Here is a 15,421-nt window from a genome sequence, read left to right on the forward strand (position 1 = left end):
CCTCCAATCCAGCAATTACTCTCGAATTTGTCCCGAACCCAGAACCACAAACTTGTAAGTGGTAAGCTCTCTCAAACCCATAGGCCCGCGAGCATGAAGCTTTTGGGTGCTAATACCAATTTCTGCACCCATGCCAAACTGGCCCCCATCAGTAAATCTTGTCGAAGCGTTTACATAAACCGAGGCAGCGTCTACTTCTTCCACAAACTTCTTAGCTGCAGCATAATCGCTGGTAACTATGGCTTCGGAATGTTTGGTGCCATAACGATTTATATGGGCTATGGCTTCCTCAACACCTTTGACCACCCTAACCGCCAGAATCAAATCCAGATACTCAGTAAGCCAGTCTTCCTCAGTAGCTTCCTGGACTTTCTCCCCAAGTATTGCTCTGGTTTGAGGGCACCCCCTCAGTTCTACACCTTTTTCCCAAAGGGCTTGAGCTGCCAAAGGTAAAAAGGATTCAGCAATGCCTTCGTGAACTAGGAGTGTTTCGCAAGCATTACAAACACTTGGTCGCTGGGTCTTGGCATTGACTACTATCCTGACCGCTTGCTCCAAATCAGCGCTACAGTCCACGTACACATGGCAGTTACCAACGCCAGTTTCAATCACCGGAACACTTGCGTTTTGCACCACTGTATTGATAAGCTCAGCCCCTCCTCGGGGAATAACTACATCAACGTATTCTCTCATTTTCAATAAAGCATTCACTTCTTCATGTTTTCCACTCTGGAGGAGTGAAACAGCGTCTTCGGGTAAGCCACGGGTTTTAAGTGCATCACGGGCTATCTTAACCAGAGCACGGTTAGAACGGAGAGCCGAGGAACTGCCTCTCAAGATGACGGCATTGCCAGCTTTAATGCAAAGCCCGATGCTATCAATAGTAACGTTAGGACGAGCTTCGTAGATGATGGCACAAACCCCCAGAGGAACTCTTACCTTAGAAATTATCAGACCATTGGGCCTTTTGGTGCCTTCGATAACTTCTCCCACGGGATCGGGTAATGCTGCAACTTCCCGCAACCCTTCCGCCATGTCGGCGATTCTTTTCTCAGAAAGGGCAAGACGATCCACAAGAGAACGCTTCATTCCTTTGGCTTCTGCGTCTTGCACGTCCTTTTTGTTTTCTTCTATTACTTCTTCTTTTCTTTCCCAGAGAACATCCGCAAGACAGTTTAAAAAAGCATTTTTCTCCAGAGTTGACAATTTGGCAAGCACAAAAGAGGCTTGCTTGGCCTTTCTTCCTACTTCCAGGACTACTTCATCCATCTTTTTCCTCCTCCTCGAGCAAAATTAAATTGTCCGCATGAATTACCTCTTCTTCCAAGTTTTCACGCTGCAGAACCTTTCTCACCTGGTGGGTTCTTAAACCCGAAATTATCTTTAATTCCTCACTGGAGTAATTCACAAGTCCCCGTCCAATTCTTTTATGAGTAGCATCAAATATCTCCACGCATTCGCCTACTTCAAAATCGCCCTCAATCCCTATAACTCCTGGAGGCAAAAGACTTTTACCTTCGTTCAGCGCCTTCTTAGCACCCTCATCAATAAAAACTTTCCCACCAGGTAGCATTCCAAAAGCTATCCAACGCTTTCTGCTTCGAATGCCCCTTTTCTGAGGGTAAAAGAAAGTACCCACTTCTCGCGCTAAAAAGATATCTTTAATAATCCCAAAGTCTCTACCAGAAGCAATGATTACAGCGGTACCAGAAAGGGTAGCCATGCGGGCAGCCATGATTTTGCTCTTCATGCCCCCGGTCGAAAAATGCGAACCCTCTCCTCCAGCCATTGCCTCAATATTTTCGTCAATGGAGAAAACTTCTTTCACCAGGGTCGCATCTTTAAAAAGACGAGGGTCACGAGTAAACAAACCTTCCACATCAGAAAGGATTACCAACAAATGAGCATCTATCAGAGCAGAAACCAGTGCAGAAAGCCTGTCGTTATCACCAAACTTTATCTCGTCAACAGCAACGGTGTCGTTTTCGTTGACCACCGGAACAACCCCAAGATTCAACAACGTTTCTATGGTGTTTCTGGCATTCAGGTACTTCCTGCGATAGTGGACATCTTCCGGAGCAAGCAATATCTGCCCCACTTTGCGACCATACTTAGAGAAAGCCTCAAGATAAAAGCGCATCAAAATGCTCTGCCCCACGCTGGATAAAGCCTGCTTGAAGGGGATATCCTGCGACTTCCTTACAGAATCTCCCAGGGCAATCATGCCGCAGGCCACCGCACCAGAGGTAACCAGAACCACTTCCTTTCCCTGATCGAGCAACCAGGAAACACTGGCCGCTAAACTCTCGAAACGCTCATTTCTGAACTGCAGGCCTTCAAAAAGGAGAGAAGAACCTACTTTGATAACTATTCTCTTGCTGTGACGTATAAGAGCCTCTCTTTTCATTCTCCCAAGATTTTCAATCCTTTACCATCCCAGTAGAAACGATATGGCCCAACTTCAACCGTGCTCCCTAAAGCCATGCGTTCAAAATACTTCATAAAACCTGACTCGCTCAACCGCTGGTTAAGCTGTTTTTCAAAAACCTTACTTTCCCCTTGAACAGAAACAGCCACTTCTTCAACCAGCCTTCTCAAAAACTCTGACTCAAACCGATACACTCTGGAAGTTTTTGCCTCAGGCTCAGCAACAGGAACAGGAGCCGGCTCTCTTTCTACCTCCTGCTTCCGCAATTCCACCACGCTCTCCTGCAGGGTGTCAAGAAGCTCCTCAATACCTTCCCCAGTCAGTGAGGAAATACCAAAAACCTTCCAACCTTCCTTCTGCAAGGCAGCTTTAAAAGAAGGAAAAGCCTGCTTTGCTTCAGGCACATCGAGTTTGGTGCCTACCACGAAAATTCTTTTCTTAAGCAGGGCAGGACTGTACTGTGTAAACTCTTCCAAAAGCACCCGAAAACGAGTTAGGGGCTCATCTTCATAAAAGGGGGCAAGATCAACCAAACACAGAATAACCTGAACTCTTTCTATATGACGCAAAAACTCAAGCCCCAGGCCTGCTCCTTTGCTTGCATCCTTGATAATTCCAGGTATATCAACCACAAAAAAGCGGTCGCCTTTCCTTTCCACCACGCCTAAAACTGGATAACGGGTAGAAAACGGATAATCAGCTATCAAGGGTTTGGCATTACTGATGACTGAAAGCAGAGTAGATTTACCAGCATTGGGGAACCCAGCCAGACCAACCTCGGCAATGGTTTTAAGCTCCAGTCTTAATACCTTTTCTTCTCCCTGTTCCCCCTTCTCCGCAATACGTGGCGTCCGGTTACTCGGGCTTGCAAAAGCTGCATTACCTCTTCCACCCCTACCACCACGAGCAACGATTACTTCCATGCCATCCTTGACTAAATCAGCAATGAGAACTTCTCTTTCTGCATCGAACACCTGGGTGCCCACAGGAACTTCAATAACACAGTCTTTTCCGTCTTTGCCCTGACGTTTCCCCCGAGAACCAGGTCCTCCTGGTTCAGCCTCAACAAAGTGAAGGAGAGAAACATCGTAAAGAGTCCTCTTGTGGGAAACGGCACGCACTATAATACTACCGCCTTTTCCCCCTGAACCTCCATCAGGACCCCCTCGGGGAACATATTTCTCCCTTCTGAAGGATACCGCTCCATCTCCTCCCTTTCCAGCCTTCACTCGAACCAAAGCTCTGTCCACAAAAACCATGTCTTTATTCACATATCACAGGTTCAATTTAAACCCGGCAGTACCGATACCCACTTCCTTCCTTGCTTTTCCTCAAAACGAACATAGCCTTCCTGTAAGGCAAACAAGGTGTAATCTTTGCCTACTCCAACGTTCTTTCCTGGGCGGATACGAGTACCCCGTTGCCTCACTATTATCGAGCCTGCTTTAACATATTGTCCACCATAGACTTTAACACCCAAGCGCTTCGAATTGCTATCTCTTCCATTTTTGGCGCTACCACCACTTTTCTTGTGGGCCATAACTCACACCTCCTCAGGATGTTTCCACCGCTTCAATGTAGACCAGGGTCTTAGGCTGGCGGTGGCCAATTTTCCTTCGATAGTTCTTTTTAGGTTTGTACTTAAAAACCAAAACCTTACGATCTTTCGCCTTTTCAAGAACAGTACCACGCACTTTAACTCCTTCGAGATAAGGAGTACCAACGCTAATCTGGTCACCATCTTTCACCATTAACACCCGCTCAAAAACCACTTTCTCTCCCTTGTCTCCTACCCAGCTATCAAGTTTTACTGTTGAGCCTTCTTTGACAAGAAATTGCTTCCCTGCAGCTTCAATAATTGCCAGCATAAGCCATATCACCTCCACCAGATCAAGCGATAAAGAATGTACCAAGAATCTCGTAATTTGTCAAACATCCACCAAGTTTTTACTACGCTATTTCTTCAAGCCTTTTGCGAACTTCTTCCTCGCTACCCACTCCCACGATGCTATAGCGTCGCGGCGGGAGATTGTCATCAAATTTCCACTCTATCTTTTTCTTATAAATCCTCTCCAGGCGCTCGATAAATTTTCCACCAATCTCGTCCAGGTACTGCTTTAATTCTGAACCCACAGTTGCACCCACAAATTCGGCACTGCTGTTGCGACATATTTCTTCAAGCTTCCTTAAAAAACCAACCGCAATGGTTTCCAGAGAAAGCACTTTTCCCTCTCCCTTACAATTGCTGCAAGGTTCCTGCAGAAAATAATCCAGGCCCTTTTTAACCCGTTTTCGGGTCATTTCTACCAAACCAAGGTCGCTCATATCTATCACACTACAACGTGTGCGGTCTTTCAAAAGAGAGTTCTCCAGGGTCTTTATTACCTGTTTGCGATGTTCTTTCTTGTTCATGTCGATGAAGTCTATCAAAATTATTCCTCCAATATCCCGCAAGCGAACCTGGCGTGCTATTTCTTCCGCCGCCTCCAGATTAGTCTTTAAAACAGTTTCCTGCAGGTCCTTTTTGCCTACAAATTTGCCGGTGTTCACGTCGACAACGGTCATAGCTTCAGTACGGTCAAAAACCAGATAACCCCCGCTTTTAAGCCACACTTTGCGGCTCAAGGCCCGGGCCAACTCTTTCTCAATTCCAAAGTGCTCAAAGATGTTTTCCCGACTCTCAAAGAAATGCACCCTCTCGCCAAAGCCGGGTAAAAGCGATTCTATAAAGTCCTGCATTTTTTGATAGGCCAAGAAAGAGTTAATCCAAACTCTTTCCATCTCTTCATCAAACAAATCCCGTATCAGGGTAAAAATGAGGCTTGCTTCTTCGTAAAGAACTGCAGGAGCTGCCACGACTTCGGCTTTTTCCAAGATGCGCTTCCAGAGTCTGACCACGGTTTGGATATCCTCTTCAATTTCTCCTTTGCTCCTTCCTTCAGCTACAGTCCTTACAATAATCCCCATTCCCTGGGGGCGGCAGTTCTCAGCTATTTTTCTCAATCTTTCCCGCTCTGAAGAAGACGAAACGCGATGGGAAACACCTATAAAGTCTATTCCCGGCATAAGCACCACGTAGCGTCCCGGAAGCGTGATTTTGGTGCTGACCCTTGCTCCCTTGGTTCCCATTGGTTCTTTGGTAACCTGCACTACCAATTCCTGGCCAGGATGCAAAAGTTCTTCAATCCTGCGAGGCTTCTCTTTGTCTTCAAGTAGCATATCTCCGGCAAAAAGAAAAGCATTTTTGTCAAGACCAATGTTCACGAAAGCCGATTGAATTCCAGGCAACACGTTTTCAACGATGCCTTTAAAAATATTTCCCGCGATATGCAAATCAGTACTCCGCTCAAAGAAAAATTCGACCACCTTTCCCTCCTCAAGCAAAGCAGCACGTACCTCTATTTCAGAAACGTCTATGACCAGTTCCTTCCTCAACTTCGTGAAACCTCCTTGTTGTTGAAAAGCGCTTTCTCTTTAACCACTCCAAGAAGCTCCTCCTTGTCTACATCAACACCAAGGCTTTTTGCAAACTGAAAAGGGTTCAAAAAAAGGCTCTTTCCTTCGAAAACAAAACTGAAAGCATACGCTCCAGCTTGCTGCTCAGGCCGTTCATCTGACACGGAAGAACAAAAACTCACTCCGTCAGGGAGATGTTTCAACACATCCTCCATATTCAACTTTATTTTTTTGGAAAAATAAAAGGTATAAAGAAATCCCCGAATCATCCCAGCAACCTTCTTTTCGCCTGGATGGAGTTTTCCAACTGCTTGCACTCCAAGCTCGAGTGGCAACTCCCGGTTTAAAACAGCACGGAGCTCCTCTTCCTGCAAGCGTTCCGCAAAGAAAACATCCAGATACTCGGCTTTGCTTTCTACACCCAAAGGGGTAGCTGGGGCAAAGGAAACCAGAGGCCTGGGGTTGAAACCCCGAGAAAACAAAACCGGCAAGCCCGCCCTACGGAGAACTCTGTCCCACAAGCGATTCATATCCAGTTGAGAAATAAGGTGAAAAGGAGCGAGCTTAAATTGCATTATACGGTAACCAAAGCGCTGTTCACGTTCCATAGCAGACCCCACATCGCGAACAATTCTCAGTACCAAAGCAGGGTAAAGTGAGTTCTTCACCTTGAGCCCGTTTCAATTCCTGCCACATAAACTGTTTACTCACTCCACAATCCAGATGTTCCCAGGGTAGAATTTCTGCAAAACTTCTTTCTCTGTTAACATAGAAAGCACCGTCCAAACCTTCCTCGTCCATCGCTCCATACCAGTAATCTATCTTAAAAAACTCACTCCAGCTTTCCATTTTAGCACCTTTTGTATAGGCTTTTTCCAAAACTCTGCTTAGTTTTCGGTCACCCCTGGCGAGCAAAGCCTCAATGAAACTCGCATCCAAATCAGACCAGTGCCAGGAAACCCCTCGCAAACGAGCTAAACCTTTCTCCAGAAGCTGAACTTTTTCCCACAAACTTCTTTTATCTTCCTGAGCAACCCACTGAAAAGGTGTGTGGGGTTTGGGGACGAAGGCTGCCACACTGAGATTAAGTTCCACTCTCCTTCTGGCCACTTTTTTCCCCAAACGTAAAATGCCCTCACAAAGCTTGACAATACCCAGAACATCTTCCTCCCTTTCAAAAGGGAGACCAATCATAAAATATAATTTTACCCTGGCCCATCCCGCCTTGAAAACCTTCTCCAGAGTATGGAAAACGTCTTCTTCGTTCAAACCCTTGTTAATAACCCGGCGCATCCTGTCTGTGCCTGCCTCAGGAGCGAAGGTAAGTCCCTTGCGCCTCACCTTCGCAATGCTTTCGGCCAGCTCCACTGAAAAAAGGTCCATTCTCAAGGAAGGTAACGAAATGTTCACCTTTAAAGGTTCCAGTTCCCGAGCAAGCCGAAATACCAGTTCCCGAATTTGAGAATGATCAGTAGAGCTTAAGGAAACCAGGGACACTTCCTCGTACCCAGTACTTTTAACCAGTTTTTTCGCAAGTTCGACCAGAGAGTCCAGAGAACGTTCCCGCACCGGGCGATAGACCATTCCTGCCTGGCAAAAACGGCAACCTCTTCCACAGCCCCGAGCTATCTCCAGAGGAATTCTATCATGAATAATGCTCACGTAAGGCACCAGCATCTTTTCTGGAAAAGGCACAGCGTTAAGATCCGAAACCACTCTCTTTTTAACGGGTAAGGGCACGCTCTCAGAGGCGATTATCTTTGCTACTCTACCCTGAATATCGTAGTAAACCCGATACCGGGACGGAATATACACGCCTTTTATCTTAGAAAGTTCATCCAGTATTTTATCCCGGTCCTCACCTTTTGTTTCTTTGAGCACCTGAGCGATTTCAGGCACAGCTTCCTCTGCTTCTCCAAGAAAGAAAGCATCAAAAAACTCAGCTACAGGTTCCGGATTAAAAACACATGGCCCTCCTCCTATAACCAGCGGCAAATCTTCTCCTCTTTCTGAAGCTCTAAACGGAATACCAGCCAATTCCAAAAAATACAGTATGCTGGTATAACTAAGCTCGTGCTGAAGGCTGAAACCGAGCACATCAAACTCCTTCACAGGAGTGCGGCTTTCCAAAGAAAAAAGGGGCAACTTTTTCTGAAGCAAAAATTGTCCCAGATCCGGCCAGGGAAGAAACGCCCTTTCAGCACGGCAGAAAGGGAGCGCATTAAAAAGATGGTAGAGAATTCGCAAACCAAGATGGGACATTCCAATCTCATAAACATCTGGAAAGGCAAGGCAAACGTTCACCACGACCTGTCGACTATCTTTGACCACCACATTCCATTCCTTACCCAGGTATCTTCCTGGCTTCTTAAAACGCAGAAGCTGGTTACTCTTAAAAAGCTCCTCTATTTCCATCTCTTTTCACCCACTTTCTATGCTCCGAGCAGCAATGCGATAGATAAAAGCTATTGAAAGGAGGCTCATCATCAACGAGCTACCCCCATAACTCACAAAAGGAAGAGGGATTCCAGTAACTGGAGCCCATCCCAGATTCATAGCTATATTTACCGTCGACTGAAAAAGTAAAATACTCCCCAGAAAAACAACTGCAAACTTTCCTTCCAGCTCAGGCACGCTTCTTGCGATACTGAAAACCAAGTATAACATAATCGAAAGCAGGACGATTATCAAAAACCCTCCGACGAATCCAAACTGCTCACACCAGGAAGCAAAGATAAAATCTGTGTATGCTGCAGGCAAAAAACGCAGCTGGCTTTGAGAGCCTGCAAGAAAACCCTTTCCCAAGAAGCCACCAGCTCCAATAGCAATCAAAGACTGAATAACGTTGTACCCACTTCCCAGAGGGTCTCGTTGAGGATTTATAAACACCAGCAACCTGGCCTTCTGGTAGTCCTTGAGAAAAGGCCAGGATAGAGAAAATAGTGCTACCAGTAAAGCAATTATTCCCAGAATTCTTCTAGCAGAAAAACCACTGAGCAAAAGCCCAACAAACCAGATTACCACCAGCACCAGCGCGGTACCCAGGTCCGGCTCAAGATAAATGAGGAAAGCTGGTATGCCCGTCAGAAAAAGAGTTTTAAGAAATAAACTCCAGTATCCAAACTCCTCTTCTCTTTCTGCAAGGTAAGCAGCCAGAAAAAAGGAAAAGGCGAGTTTTGCAAATTCCGACGGCTGCACGGATTTAGAGAAAAGCCATCTTCGAACCCCAGCTTCATCTCCTTCCCCAAAGAGAAGGACTGCAACCAGAGCAAGTATCATGAGAATGTAAAGCGCCCACTTCCACTCGAAAAATCTACTCACTTCTACTCTTCTGGCAATCAGCCAGAAGAGTAACCAGCCCACAGCCGCCCACAGGGTTTGCCTACCATGAAAACTTGCCAGAGAAAATCCCTCATCTCGCAAAGGATCAACGCTGTACACGGCAAACAACCCACAGATAGTCAAAGCAATGGCAACCAGCAAAAGCCAGTTTCGTTTAGTCATGGCTTTTTCCCCTGTTTTTCAACCACCACTCTATCATTGCCCGAGCAGTACCTGCTGCTTCCCCACTTCCATCTCCACCATGTTCTATCATAACCACGAAAGCAAATTCAGGCTGGTCAGCAGGGAAAAAACCGGCAAACCAGGAATGGTCCTCACCGTGGGGATTCTGAGCAGTACCGGTTTTTGCCGCCAGATCTATTCCCAAATCCGCACAAGCTTTTCCCGTGCCCTGCTTGACCACAAGTCGCATTCCATCTATGACTTTCCTCCAGGTTTCTTCTTTGAAAGAAGCAACTTTTTGCTGAAAAGGTTCAAATGCCAGTATTTCCCCTCGCTGGTTATCAATGACTCTATCCAGAAGATGAGGCTGGCAAAATACACCTCGATTAGCCAGAACGCATATCATCCTGTAAATCTCAAGAGGAGTCACCATCAAGTAACCTTGTCCTATGGCAAGGTTAATAGTATCACCCGGATACCACGGTTCTCCATACTGGCGCCTTTTCCAGATTGGATTGGGGAAAAAGCCCCCAATTTCACCAGGCAGGTCAATCCCGGTCGGTGAACCAAAGCCCAGCAAGCGAGCATATTCTTCGAGTTTTTCAACTCCCAGCTGAAGGCCCAGCTGATAAAAAACAACATTACAGGATTGTGCGATGGCCTCTTTAAAGGAAATCCTTCCATGCCCTCCCCTCTTCCAGCAGGGATATTTCCAATCATTGTGCTCAAAGTATCCCGGGCAGAAAAAAGTCTTTTCATCCAGATCCGGCATTTCCTCAGCAGCAGCAAGAGCAACAAGAAGTTTAAAAACCGAACCAGGAGGATAAAGAGCCTGAGTCGCCCGGTTGGTCAACGGAAAAGATTGATCTCTGGAAAGAGCCTCCCATTCCTCCTGCGACATCCCTTTGCTCAGCTGGTTAGGGTCAAAAGCAGGGGAACTGGCCAGGGAAAAAATCGCTCCTGTACGTGGATTTCCAGCAATAATCACACCTTTTTTGTCTTTCAGCAAATTCATGCAAAATTTCTGAAAAGGCAAATCCAGGGTAAGCGCTATCGAATTCCTAAAATGGGGCGGCTGATTCTCCAGAACCCTCAACACTCTCCCTTTAGCGTCCACTTCCAACTTTTTAAACCCTTTCTCACCCCGAAGCAATTTATCGTAAAAAAGCTCCACTCCTCCTTTACCTGAAAAATCCTGAATGTTGTAATCGCCTTTCTCAACTTCCTGAAGAGTGACTTTCCCCACATAACCCACCACATGAAAGACATACTCTCCATGGGGATAAAAACGCATGGGAATGGTCTCTACAGAAAGCCCCGGTAGTTCCTGGCGCGCTTCTTCAAAACGGATTACCTCCTCAAGGCTCAGGTTGTCACACAAAATCCACTCATTGGTTGAACGCTGCTTGGGATTGATGGCTATTCTCCCTTTGAAAAGTGCCTCAAGCTTAGAAACAGCTTCTTCAAGGCCCAGAGAACCGGGGCGAAAAACAATCTGGAATTGTGGCACATCCTCGGCCAGAATTTCGCCGTTACGGTCGTAAATAATCCCCCGAGGAGCTCGAAGCTCGATTATCCTGATCCTATTGGCCTCGGACTTTTCCTTAAAAATTTCTCCCTGCAAAACACTAATCTGCCAGAGCCTGGCCGAAAGCGCAATAAAGATAATCCCCAGTATCCAGATCAGGACTTCTATTCTCCGGTCCAAAATTGTCTTTTGATTCTCCATTTTTTAACGCTCCTCAGGACCTGAGTTTCCCACGACAAGAAAAATGAGCAAATACCCAACAGCCAGATTAAGAATAAATGTTAATAGTGGAAAATGCTGAAAAAGCGATTCTTTACCCCAGGTCAGAAGAAAAACGGCAAACCGGTTAAGAAATACTTCGATAAACACCAGAAGAGTCAAAAGCACATAAAGCGACAAACCAGAAAAAAACTCTAACCAGAGACCGGTTACAAAAAAAAGGAAGGCGGACTTAAAGAGAAAGCTTCCAAAAGTAGCAAAAGAAAAAATATCCAGTAAAAAGCCAGACAGAATACAAATACCCAGGCCCAACCAGTTTTGTTTCAGCGCACAAAGTATAACCAGCAAAGGAAGTAGCGAGAAATTTCGGAAAATTTCTCCCCAGGAACTCGAAAACAAAAAAAGCAGGATTTGAAGTGTCAAAATTCCAGCCAAAAGATGAGCATGCTTTCGTGCCAGTTTCACAACGTTTCAACCCTTCTCGCCTACAACCACAAAGACCCTGCTGAGGAAATCAAAATCACAGCTGGGACGCAGAATTATTTCCTTAAAAAGCTGACCCGGTTTTTCTACCACTTCTTCCACTTTTCCTACCACTATACCTCTTGGCATCCCCTCACTTATGCCTGAGGTTACCACCAGGTCGCCTTTTTGCACTCCAGCACCTCGGAGAATGTACTCAACACTGCACAAACCGTCACCGCTACCAACCACCATCCCAATATCTCTGGTCCGCTGCACCAGCACACCTGCCGTAAACGAGGAGCTCAGAATCGTCCTGACCACAGCATAACTGCGATACACTTTTTCCACTCGCCCAACCAGCCCCTGGTAGGTAACCACCGGTAAACCTTTTCTGATTCCCTGTTTCTCTCCCACATCGATAACCAGAATCCCTAACCACTCTTCAGGGCTGCTTCCAATTACTTGAGCAGGCACAATTTCAAAAGGTACTTCCTTTTCGATTTCCTGAGCTTCAACCGCCGCTTCAAGTTTTTGAATCCTTTCCCGCAACAGGGAATTCTCATTTTCCAGGATGCCTACTTCCATTTTGAGTCGCTGGTTTTCCTCAAGAAGCATCCGTTTTGAAGCAAAGTATGTACAAACGTTTAAAAAAGACCTTTTGACCACCATACCACCCTGATAAAAACCCTTGCTAACCACCCGCCATTCCTCAACAAAGGGAATACCACCCCTCAAAACCGAAAAAACGAAAAATTGAAAAGAAATAACAGCAATCACGGCTCCCACAATATATACCTTTCTCATAAGCGCGGGTCCGCCTTTAACAAATAATAGTTGATTTCCTTTGTAACCTTGAATTTAAACTCACTGAGCATATTGGGAGTAATTAACACTTTACCTTCGGCATCAACAATGCATATCCCGATTGCCGGGAAACTCTGGACAATCACAGAAAGCGCTTCTCTGCCACCCGCCATTAAAGCAGTAGCCAGAGCATCGCTTAAAGCAGCTTCCCTGGAAACCACCGTTACGCTCTGAAAGTCTCTGCAGGGAAAGCCGCTAAAAGGGTTCAAGATGTGAAAATATCTTTTTCCATCGGCAATGAAAAAGCGAAAATAATCCCCAGAAGTCGCCACCGCTCCTTCCTTCAAGCTTATACTCCCAATGATACCTTCTCCACGAGGGTCTTTGATTCCAATACGAAACTCCCTTCCACTGACCAAGACGGTACCTCCTGCATTGATTAAAAAGGTCGAAATTCTCATTTTGCGAAAAAGGGAGGATATCTTATCGGCGAGATATCCCTTGCCAATACCCCCCAGGTCAACACTGCCTGAACCCAGGAGCTGGGCTTCGCCGTTTTCGGGGTCAATGACCAAACTGGATTTTTGAACATCCAGAACAAGTTTCCGTACCGTGCTTTCGTCTGGAACTGACGGCTTATCACCAGAAAATCCCCAGGCATCTACCAAAGACGCCATAAAGGGGTTAAAATACCCTCCCGTTTTTTGCTGTAAAATCAGAGCTTCCTGCAAAACGGAAATGGTATCAGGAGAAAGCTTGACCCTTCGCCGGGCATTATTCAAGAGGTAAATCTCGCTCTCCGGAGCAAAACGATTCCATTTCCTATCGAGCTCACTAACCAGCTTTTCGACTTCAGGCCTGAGTTTACTAAGCTCGTGAGCTTCGACTCTGATCTCGATGAATGAATCAAACCCGGTAAGATAAAAAGACTCTAAGGAAAATCCCCTCGCCTTCCAAAAAGCAAAAATCAGAGCAACCATCAGCAAAGGGAAAGCCAGTAACCAGGTTACAACCTTAAAATTCATCGCCGAACTACAACAGGAAGAGGCTGCCCGCAAAATGCACAGCAATTCCCCTTAAGACCCTCACAGCGAACTCTATAACCGCTTCTTTTTATAACCGCATTCCCGCAAGAAGGACAGTAAGTGGTAGAAGTCCGGTCCTCAACTACGTTTCCCAGATAAACATAACGAAGTTTCTGGGAAGCGATTTCATAAGCTTTCTGCAATAACTCTACTGATGTAGGAGGCAAATCAAGCTGGTAAGCAGGAAAATAACGAGAAATGTGCAACGGTAGGTCAGGACTCAGCTCATAAATCCATTGTATCATCTTTTCAAAAGATGCAAAATCATCGTTCAAGCCACCAATCAGAAGGTGGGTGATTTCAACATGCACTCCGCTCCGATAAGCACGCTCTATGGTTCTGAGTACTGGCTCCAGCTTCCCTCCACAAATCCTTTGGTAGAAATTTTCATCAAAAGATTTAAGGTCTACATTCATGGCATCAATTAGAGGCAAAATTTCTTCAAGGGGTTGTTCTTCAACATATCCATTGGTTACCAAGACGTTGACCAAGTCCTCTTTCTTGGCTAAATAAGCGGTATCAAAAACATATTCCCAAAAAACGAAAGGTTCGTTATAGGTATACGCAATGCCCACCGAGCTATATCTCAAGGCAAGCTCGACAACCTTTTGAGGCGGAAGTTCCCTAAGGGGAAAGTCTGCTACAGAACTCTGCGATATCTCCCAATTTTGGCAAAATAAACAGTGCAGATTGCATCCTACGCTTCCCAAAGAAAGGATGGAAGCACCCGGTAAAAAATGGTATAAGGGTTTTTTCTCTATTGGATCCATGGCCAACGAAGCAACCTTACCGTAAGTAAGAACAAAAAGCACGCCTTCATGGTTCTCCCTGACCCGGCAATTACCCCTTTTCCCTTCATCAATGAAACAGTGATGGGGACAGAGCAAACAGCGCACTCGTTTATTTTCAAGCTTTTCAAAAAAGCGAGCTTCTCTCATAGATAGTCTTTTCTGAAAAACCTTTCTACCGTAAAACGATAAATTTTAACCGGCTCATAAGGTGCGATACCAGCTTTAGCCCTGGCAATCCTAATTTGCTCCTCAACGGTGTCAACACCCTCTATATCCGGCAACAACAACCCTTTTCTAAAACCGCTTTCCACGATAACCCCATACTTGCGAGGGTCCAGTTCCTCTAAGCTTTCCACTGGCTCAGGAGGGGATAGGACATCAACGGAGATATCCAGCAACTCAAGTTCTTCAGGCGCTACCGGAGGAAAGCGTGGGTCTTCAAAAGCAGCTCCCACCGCATTGTGAATAACTTCCAGAGCCAGGTTCTCTCGTTGAGGGACAAAAGTCCCTATACATCCCCGCAGTCTGCCCTTTTTCTTAAGGGAAACAAAGGCTCCTTTTCTTTCGGTCAACAGAGCAGGATGAATGTCTCGGGGAAGAGGCATAATTGACCCTTTTTCTAAGAAATAAGCAATTGAGCGATAGGCAAGATCTGTAATGTCTTTTCCAAATTTGTGGTTTCTGGGACAATGGGCATTCATAAATTCTCCTCCCTCTGAATTAGCTCAAGAAACCTACGTCCAATAACCACAGCTTGCCAATCATCAAAACTCCTTTCAGGAAAGAGTAAAGAACGAGGAATAAGCCTGCGCCACCCCCGAGGAGGATGTTCACGAAAATAGAGCTTTCTCGCTTCTTCGCTACTCCCTCTTTCGTCAACGAGTGTATAGGAAATTGTTCGTTGTTCGAGAAAACCAACGATCTGCTCTTTCCCAGTACCATCACCGACAGCAACTCTGAAAAATTTGCACTCCGAATTTATTTTATCATACCAGGAGGTAAGCTCAGAAAAGGACATAATAGCTCTGAATAGGACGTTACCATCCAAGTCAAGAATGGCCACACCGATTTTTTCTCGGCCAGGATCGATTGCCAGTATCAGCTTCTGGGAGTTCATTGGAAATAAAAAAAGCCCCCATTA

At 45.8% G+C, this 15,421-nt stretch carries 16 protein-coding genes; all 16 read right to left on the minus strand.

Annotation, left to right across the window (positions count from 1 at the left end; translation table 11 throughout):
* Positions 1-15: 15 nt before the first annotated feature.
* A complete protein-coding gene (locus ACKTT1_RS06570) occupies positions 16-1,269 on the minus strand; it encodes a glutamate-5-semialdehyde dehydrogenase (protein WP_369019088.1) in 1,254 nt (417 codons plus the stop codon).
* Positions 1,262-2,407 carry a glutamate 5-kinase gene (gene proB / locus ACKTT1_RS06575; protein ID WP_369019087.1) on the minus strand — a complete coding sequence of 382 codons (1,146 nt, stop codon included), beginning with the start codon at positions 2,405-2,407 and terminating at the stop codon, positions 1,262-1,264. The genes ACKTT1_RS06570 and proB overlap by 8 nt, the downstream gene beginning before the upstream one ends.
* Complete coding sequence (obgE, locus tag ACKTT1_RS06580) at positions 2,404-3,687, minus strand: GTPase ObgE (protein WP_412709002.1); 1,284 nt, start codon at positions 3,685-3,687, stop codon at positions 2,404-2,406. The genes proB and obgE overlap by 4 nt, the downstream gene beginning before the upstream one ends.
* 23 nt (positions 3,688-3,710) lie before the next feature.
* The gene (gene rpmA, locus ACKTT1_RS06585) at positions 3,711-3,968 is read right to left on the minus strand and encodes a 50S ribosomal protein L27 (RefSeq protein WP_369019085.1); all 258 of its coding nucleotides are present in this window, start codon (positions 3,966-3,968) and stop codon (positions 3,711-3,713) included.
* A 13-nt stretch (positions 3,969-3,981) separates the two neighbouring features.
* A complete protein-coding gene (gene rplU, locus ACKTT1_RS06590; RefSeq protein ID WP_369019084.1) occupies positions 3,982-4,296 on the minus strand; it encodes a 50S ribosomal protein L21 in 315 nt (104 codons plus the stop codon).
* Between the two features lie 82 nt (positions 4,297-4,378).
* Complete coding sequence (locus tag ACKTT1_RS06595) at positions 4,379-5,863, minus strand: Rne/Rng family ribonuclease (protein WP_369019083.1); 1,485 nt, start codon at positions 5,861-5,863, stop codon at positions 4,379-4,381.
* Positions 5,860-6,492: a TIGR03936 family radical SAM-associated protein gene (locus tag ACKTT1_RS06600; RefSeq protein WP_369019082.1), complete on the minus strand. Its 633-nt coding sequence runs from the start codon at positions 6,490-6,492 to the stop codon at positions 5,860-5,862. Before ACKTT1_RS06600 ends, ACKTT1_RS06595 begins: the two co-directional genes overlap by 4 nt.
* Entirely contained in the window at positions 6,482-8,299 is a 1,818-nt protein-coding gene (locus ACKTT1_RS06605; RefSeq protein WP_369019081.1) for a TIGR03960 family B12-binding radical SAM protein, read from the minus strand. The genes ACKTT1_RS06600 and ACKTT1_RS06605 overlap by 11 nt, the downstream gene beginning before the upstream one ends.
* Positions 8,300-8,305: 6 nt before the next feature.
* Entirely contained in the window at positions 8,306-9,388 is a 1,083-nt protein-coding gene (locus tag ACKTT1_RS06610) for an FtsW/RodA/SpoVE family cell cycle protein (RefSeq protein ID WP_369019080.1), read from the minus strand.
* Positions 9,381-11,117 carry a penicillin-binding protein 2 gene (gene mrdA / locus ACKTT1_RS06615; protein WP_369019079.1) on the minus strand — a complete coding sequence of 579 codons (1,737 nt, stop codon included), beginning with the start codon at positions 11,115-11,117 and terminating at the stop codon, positions 9,381-9,383. The genes ACKTT1_RS06610 and mrdA overlap by 8 nt, the downstream gene beginning before the upstream one ends.
* A 3-nt stretch (positions 11,118-11,120) precedes the next feature.
* Positions 11,121-11,600, minus strand: a complete 480-nt coding sequence (locus tag ACKTT1_RS06620) for a hypothetical protein (RefSeq protein WP_369019078.1) — start codon at positions 11,598-11,600, stop codon at positions 11,121-11,123.
* Positions 11,601-11,606: 6 nt separating this feature from the next.
* Positions 11,607-12,404 (minus strand): rod shape-determining protein MreC, encoded by a 798-nt coding sequence (gene mreC, locus ACKTT1_RS06625; protein WP_369019077.1) that lies wholly within the window; start codon positions 12,402-12,404, stop codon positions 11,607-11,609.
* Complete coding sequence (locus tag ACKTT1_RS06630) at positions 12,401-13,429, minus strand: FAD:protein FMN transferase (protein ID WP_369019076.1); 1,029 nt, start codon at positions 13,427-13,429, stop codon at positions 12,401-12,403. The genes mreC and ACKTT1_RS06630 overlap by 4 nt, the downstream gene beginning before the upstream one ends.
* Positions 13,426-14,427 carry an AmmeMemoRadiSam system radical SAM enzyme gene (gene amrS / locus ACKTT1_RS06635; protein ID WP_369019075.1) on the minus strand — a complete coding sequence of 334 codons (1,002 nt, stop codon included), beginning with the start codon at positions 14,425-14,427 and terminating at the stop codon, positions 13,426-13,428. The genes ACKTT1_RS06630 and amrS overlap by 4 nt, the downstream gene beginning before the upstream one ends.
* A complete protein-coding gene (amrA, locus tag ACKTT1_RS06640; RefSeq protein WP_369019074.1) occupies positions 14,424-14,981 on the minus strand; it encodes an AmmeMemoRadiSam system protein A in 558 nt (185 codons plus the stop codon). The genes amrS and amrA overlap by 4 nt, the downstream gene beginning before the upstream one ends.
* Entirely contained in the window at positions 14,978-15,397 is a 420-nt protein-coding gene (locus tag ACKTT1_RS06645; protein WP_369019073.1) for a hypothetical protein, read from the minus strand. The genes amrA and ACKTT1_RS06645 overlap by 4 nt, the downstream gene beginning before the upstream one ends.
* Positions 15,398-15,421 lie beyond the last annotated feature (24 nt).

Origin of the sequence: Atrimonas thermophila (assembly GCF_045864955.1) — a bacterium.
In the GTDB taxonomy this organism is placed as follows: Bacteria; Atribacterota; Atribacteria; order Atribacterales; family Thermatribacteraceae; genus Thermatribacter; species Thermatribacter velox.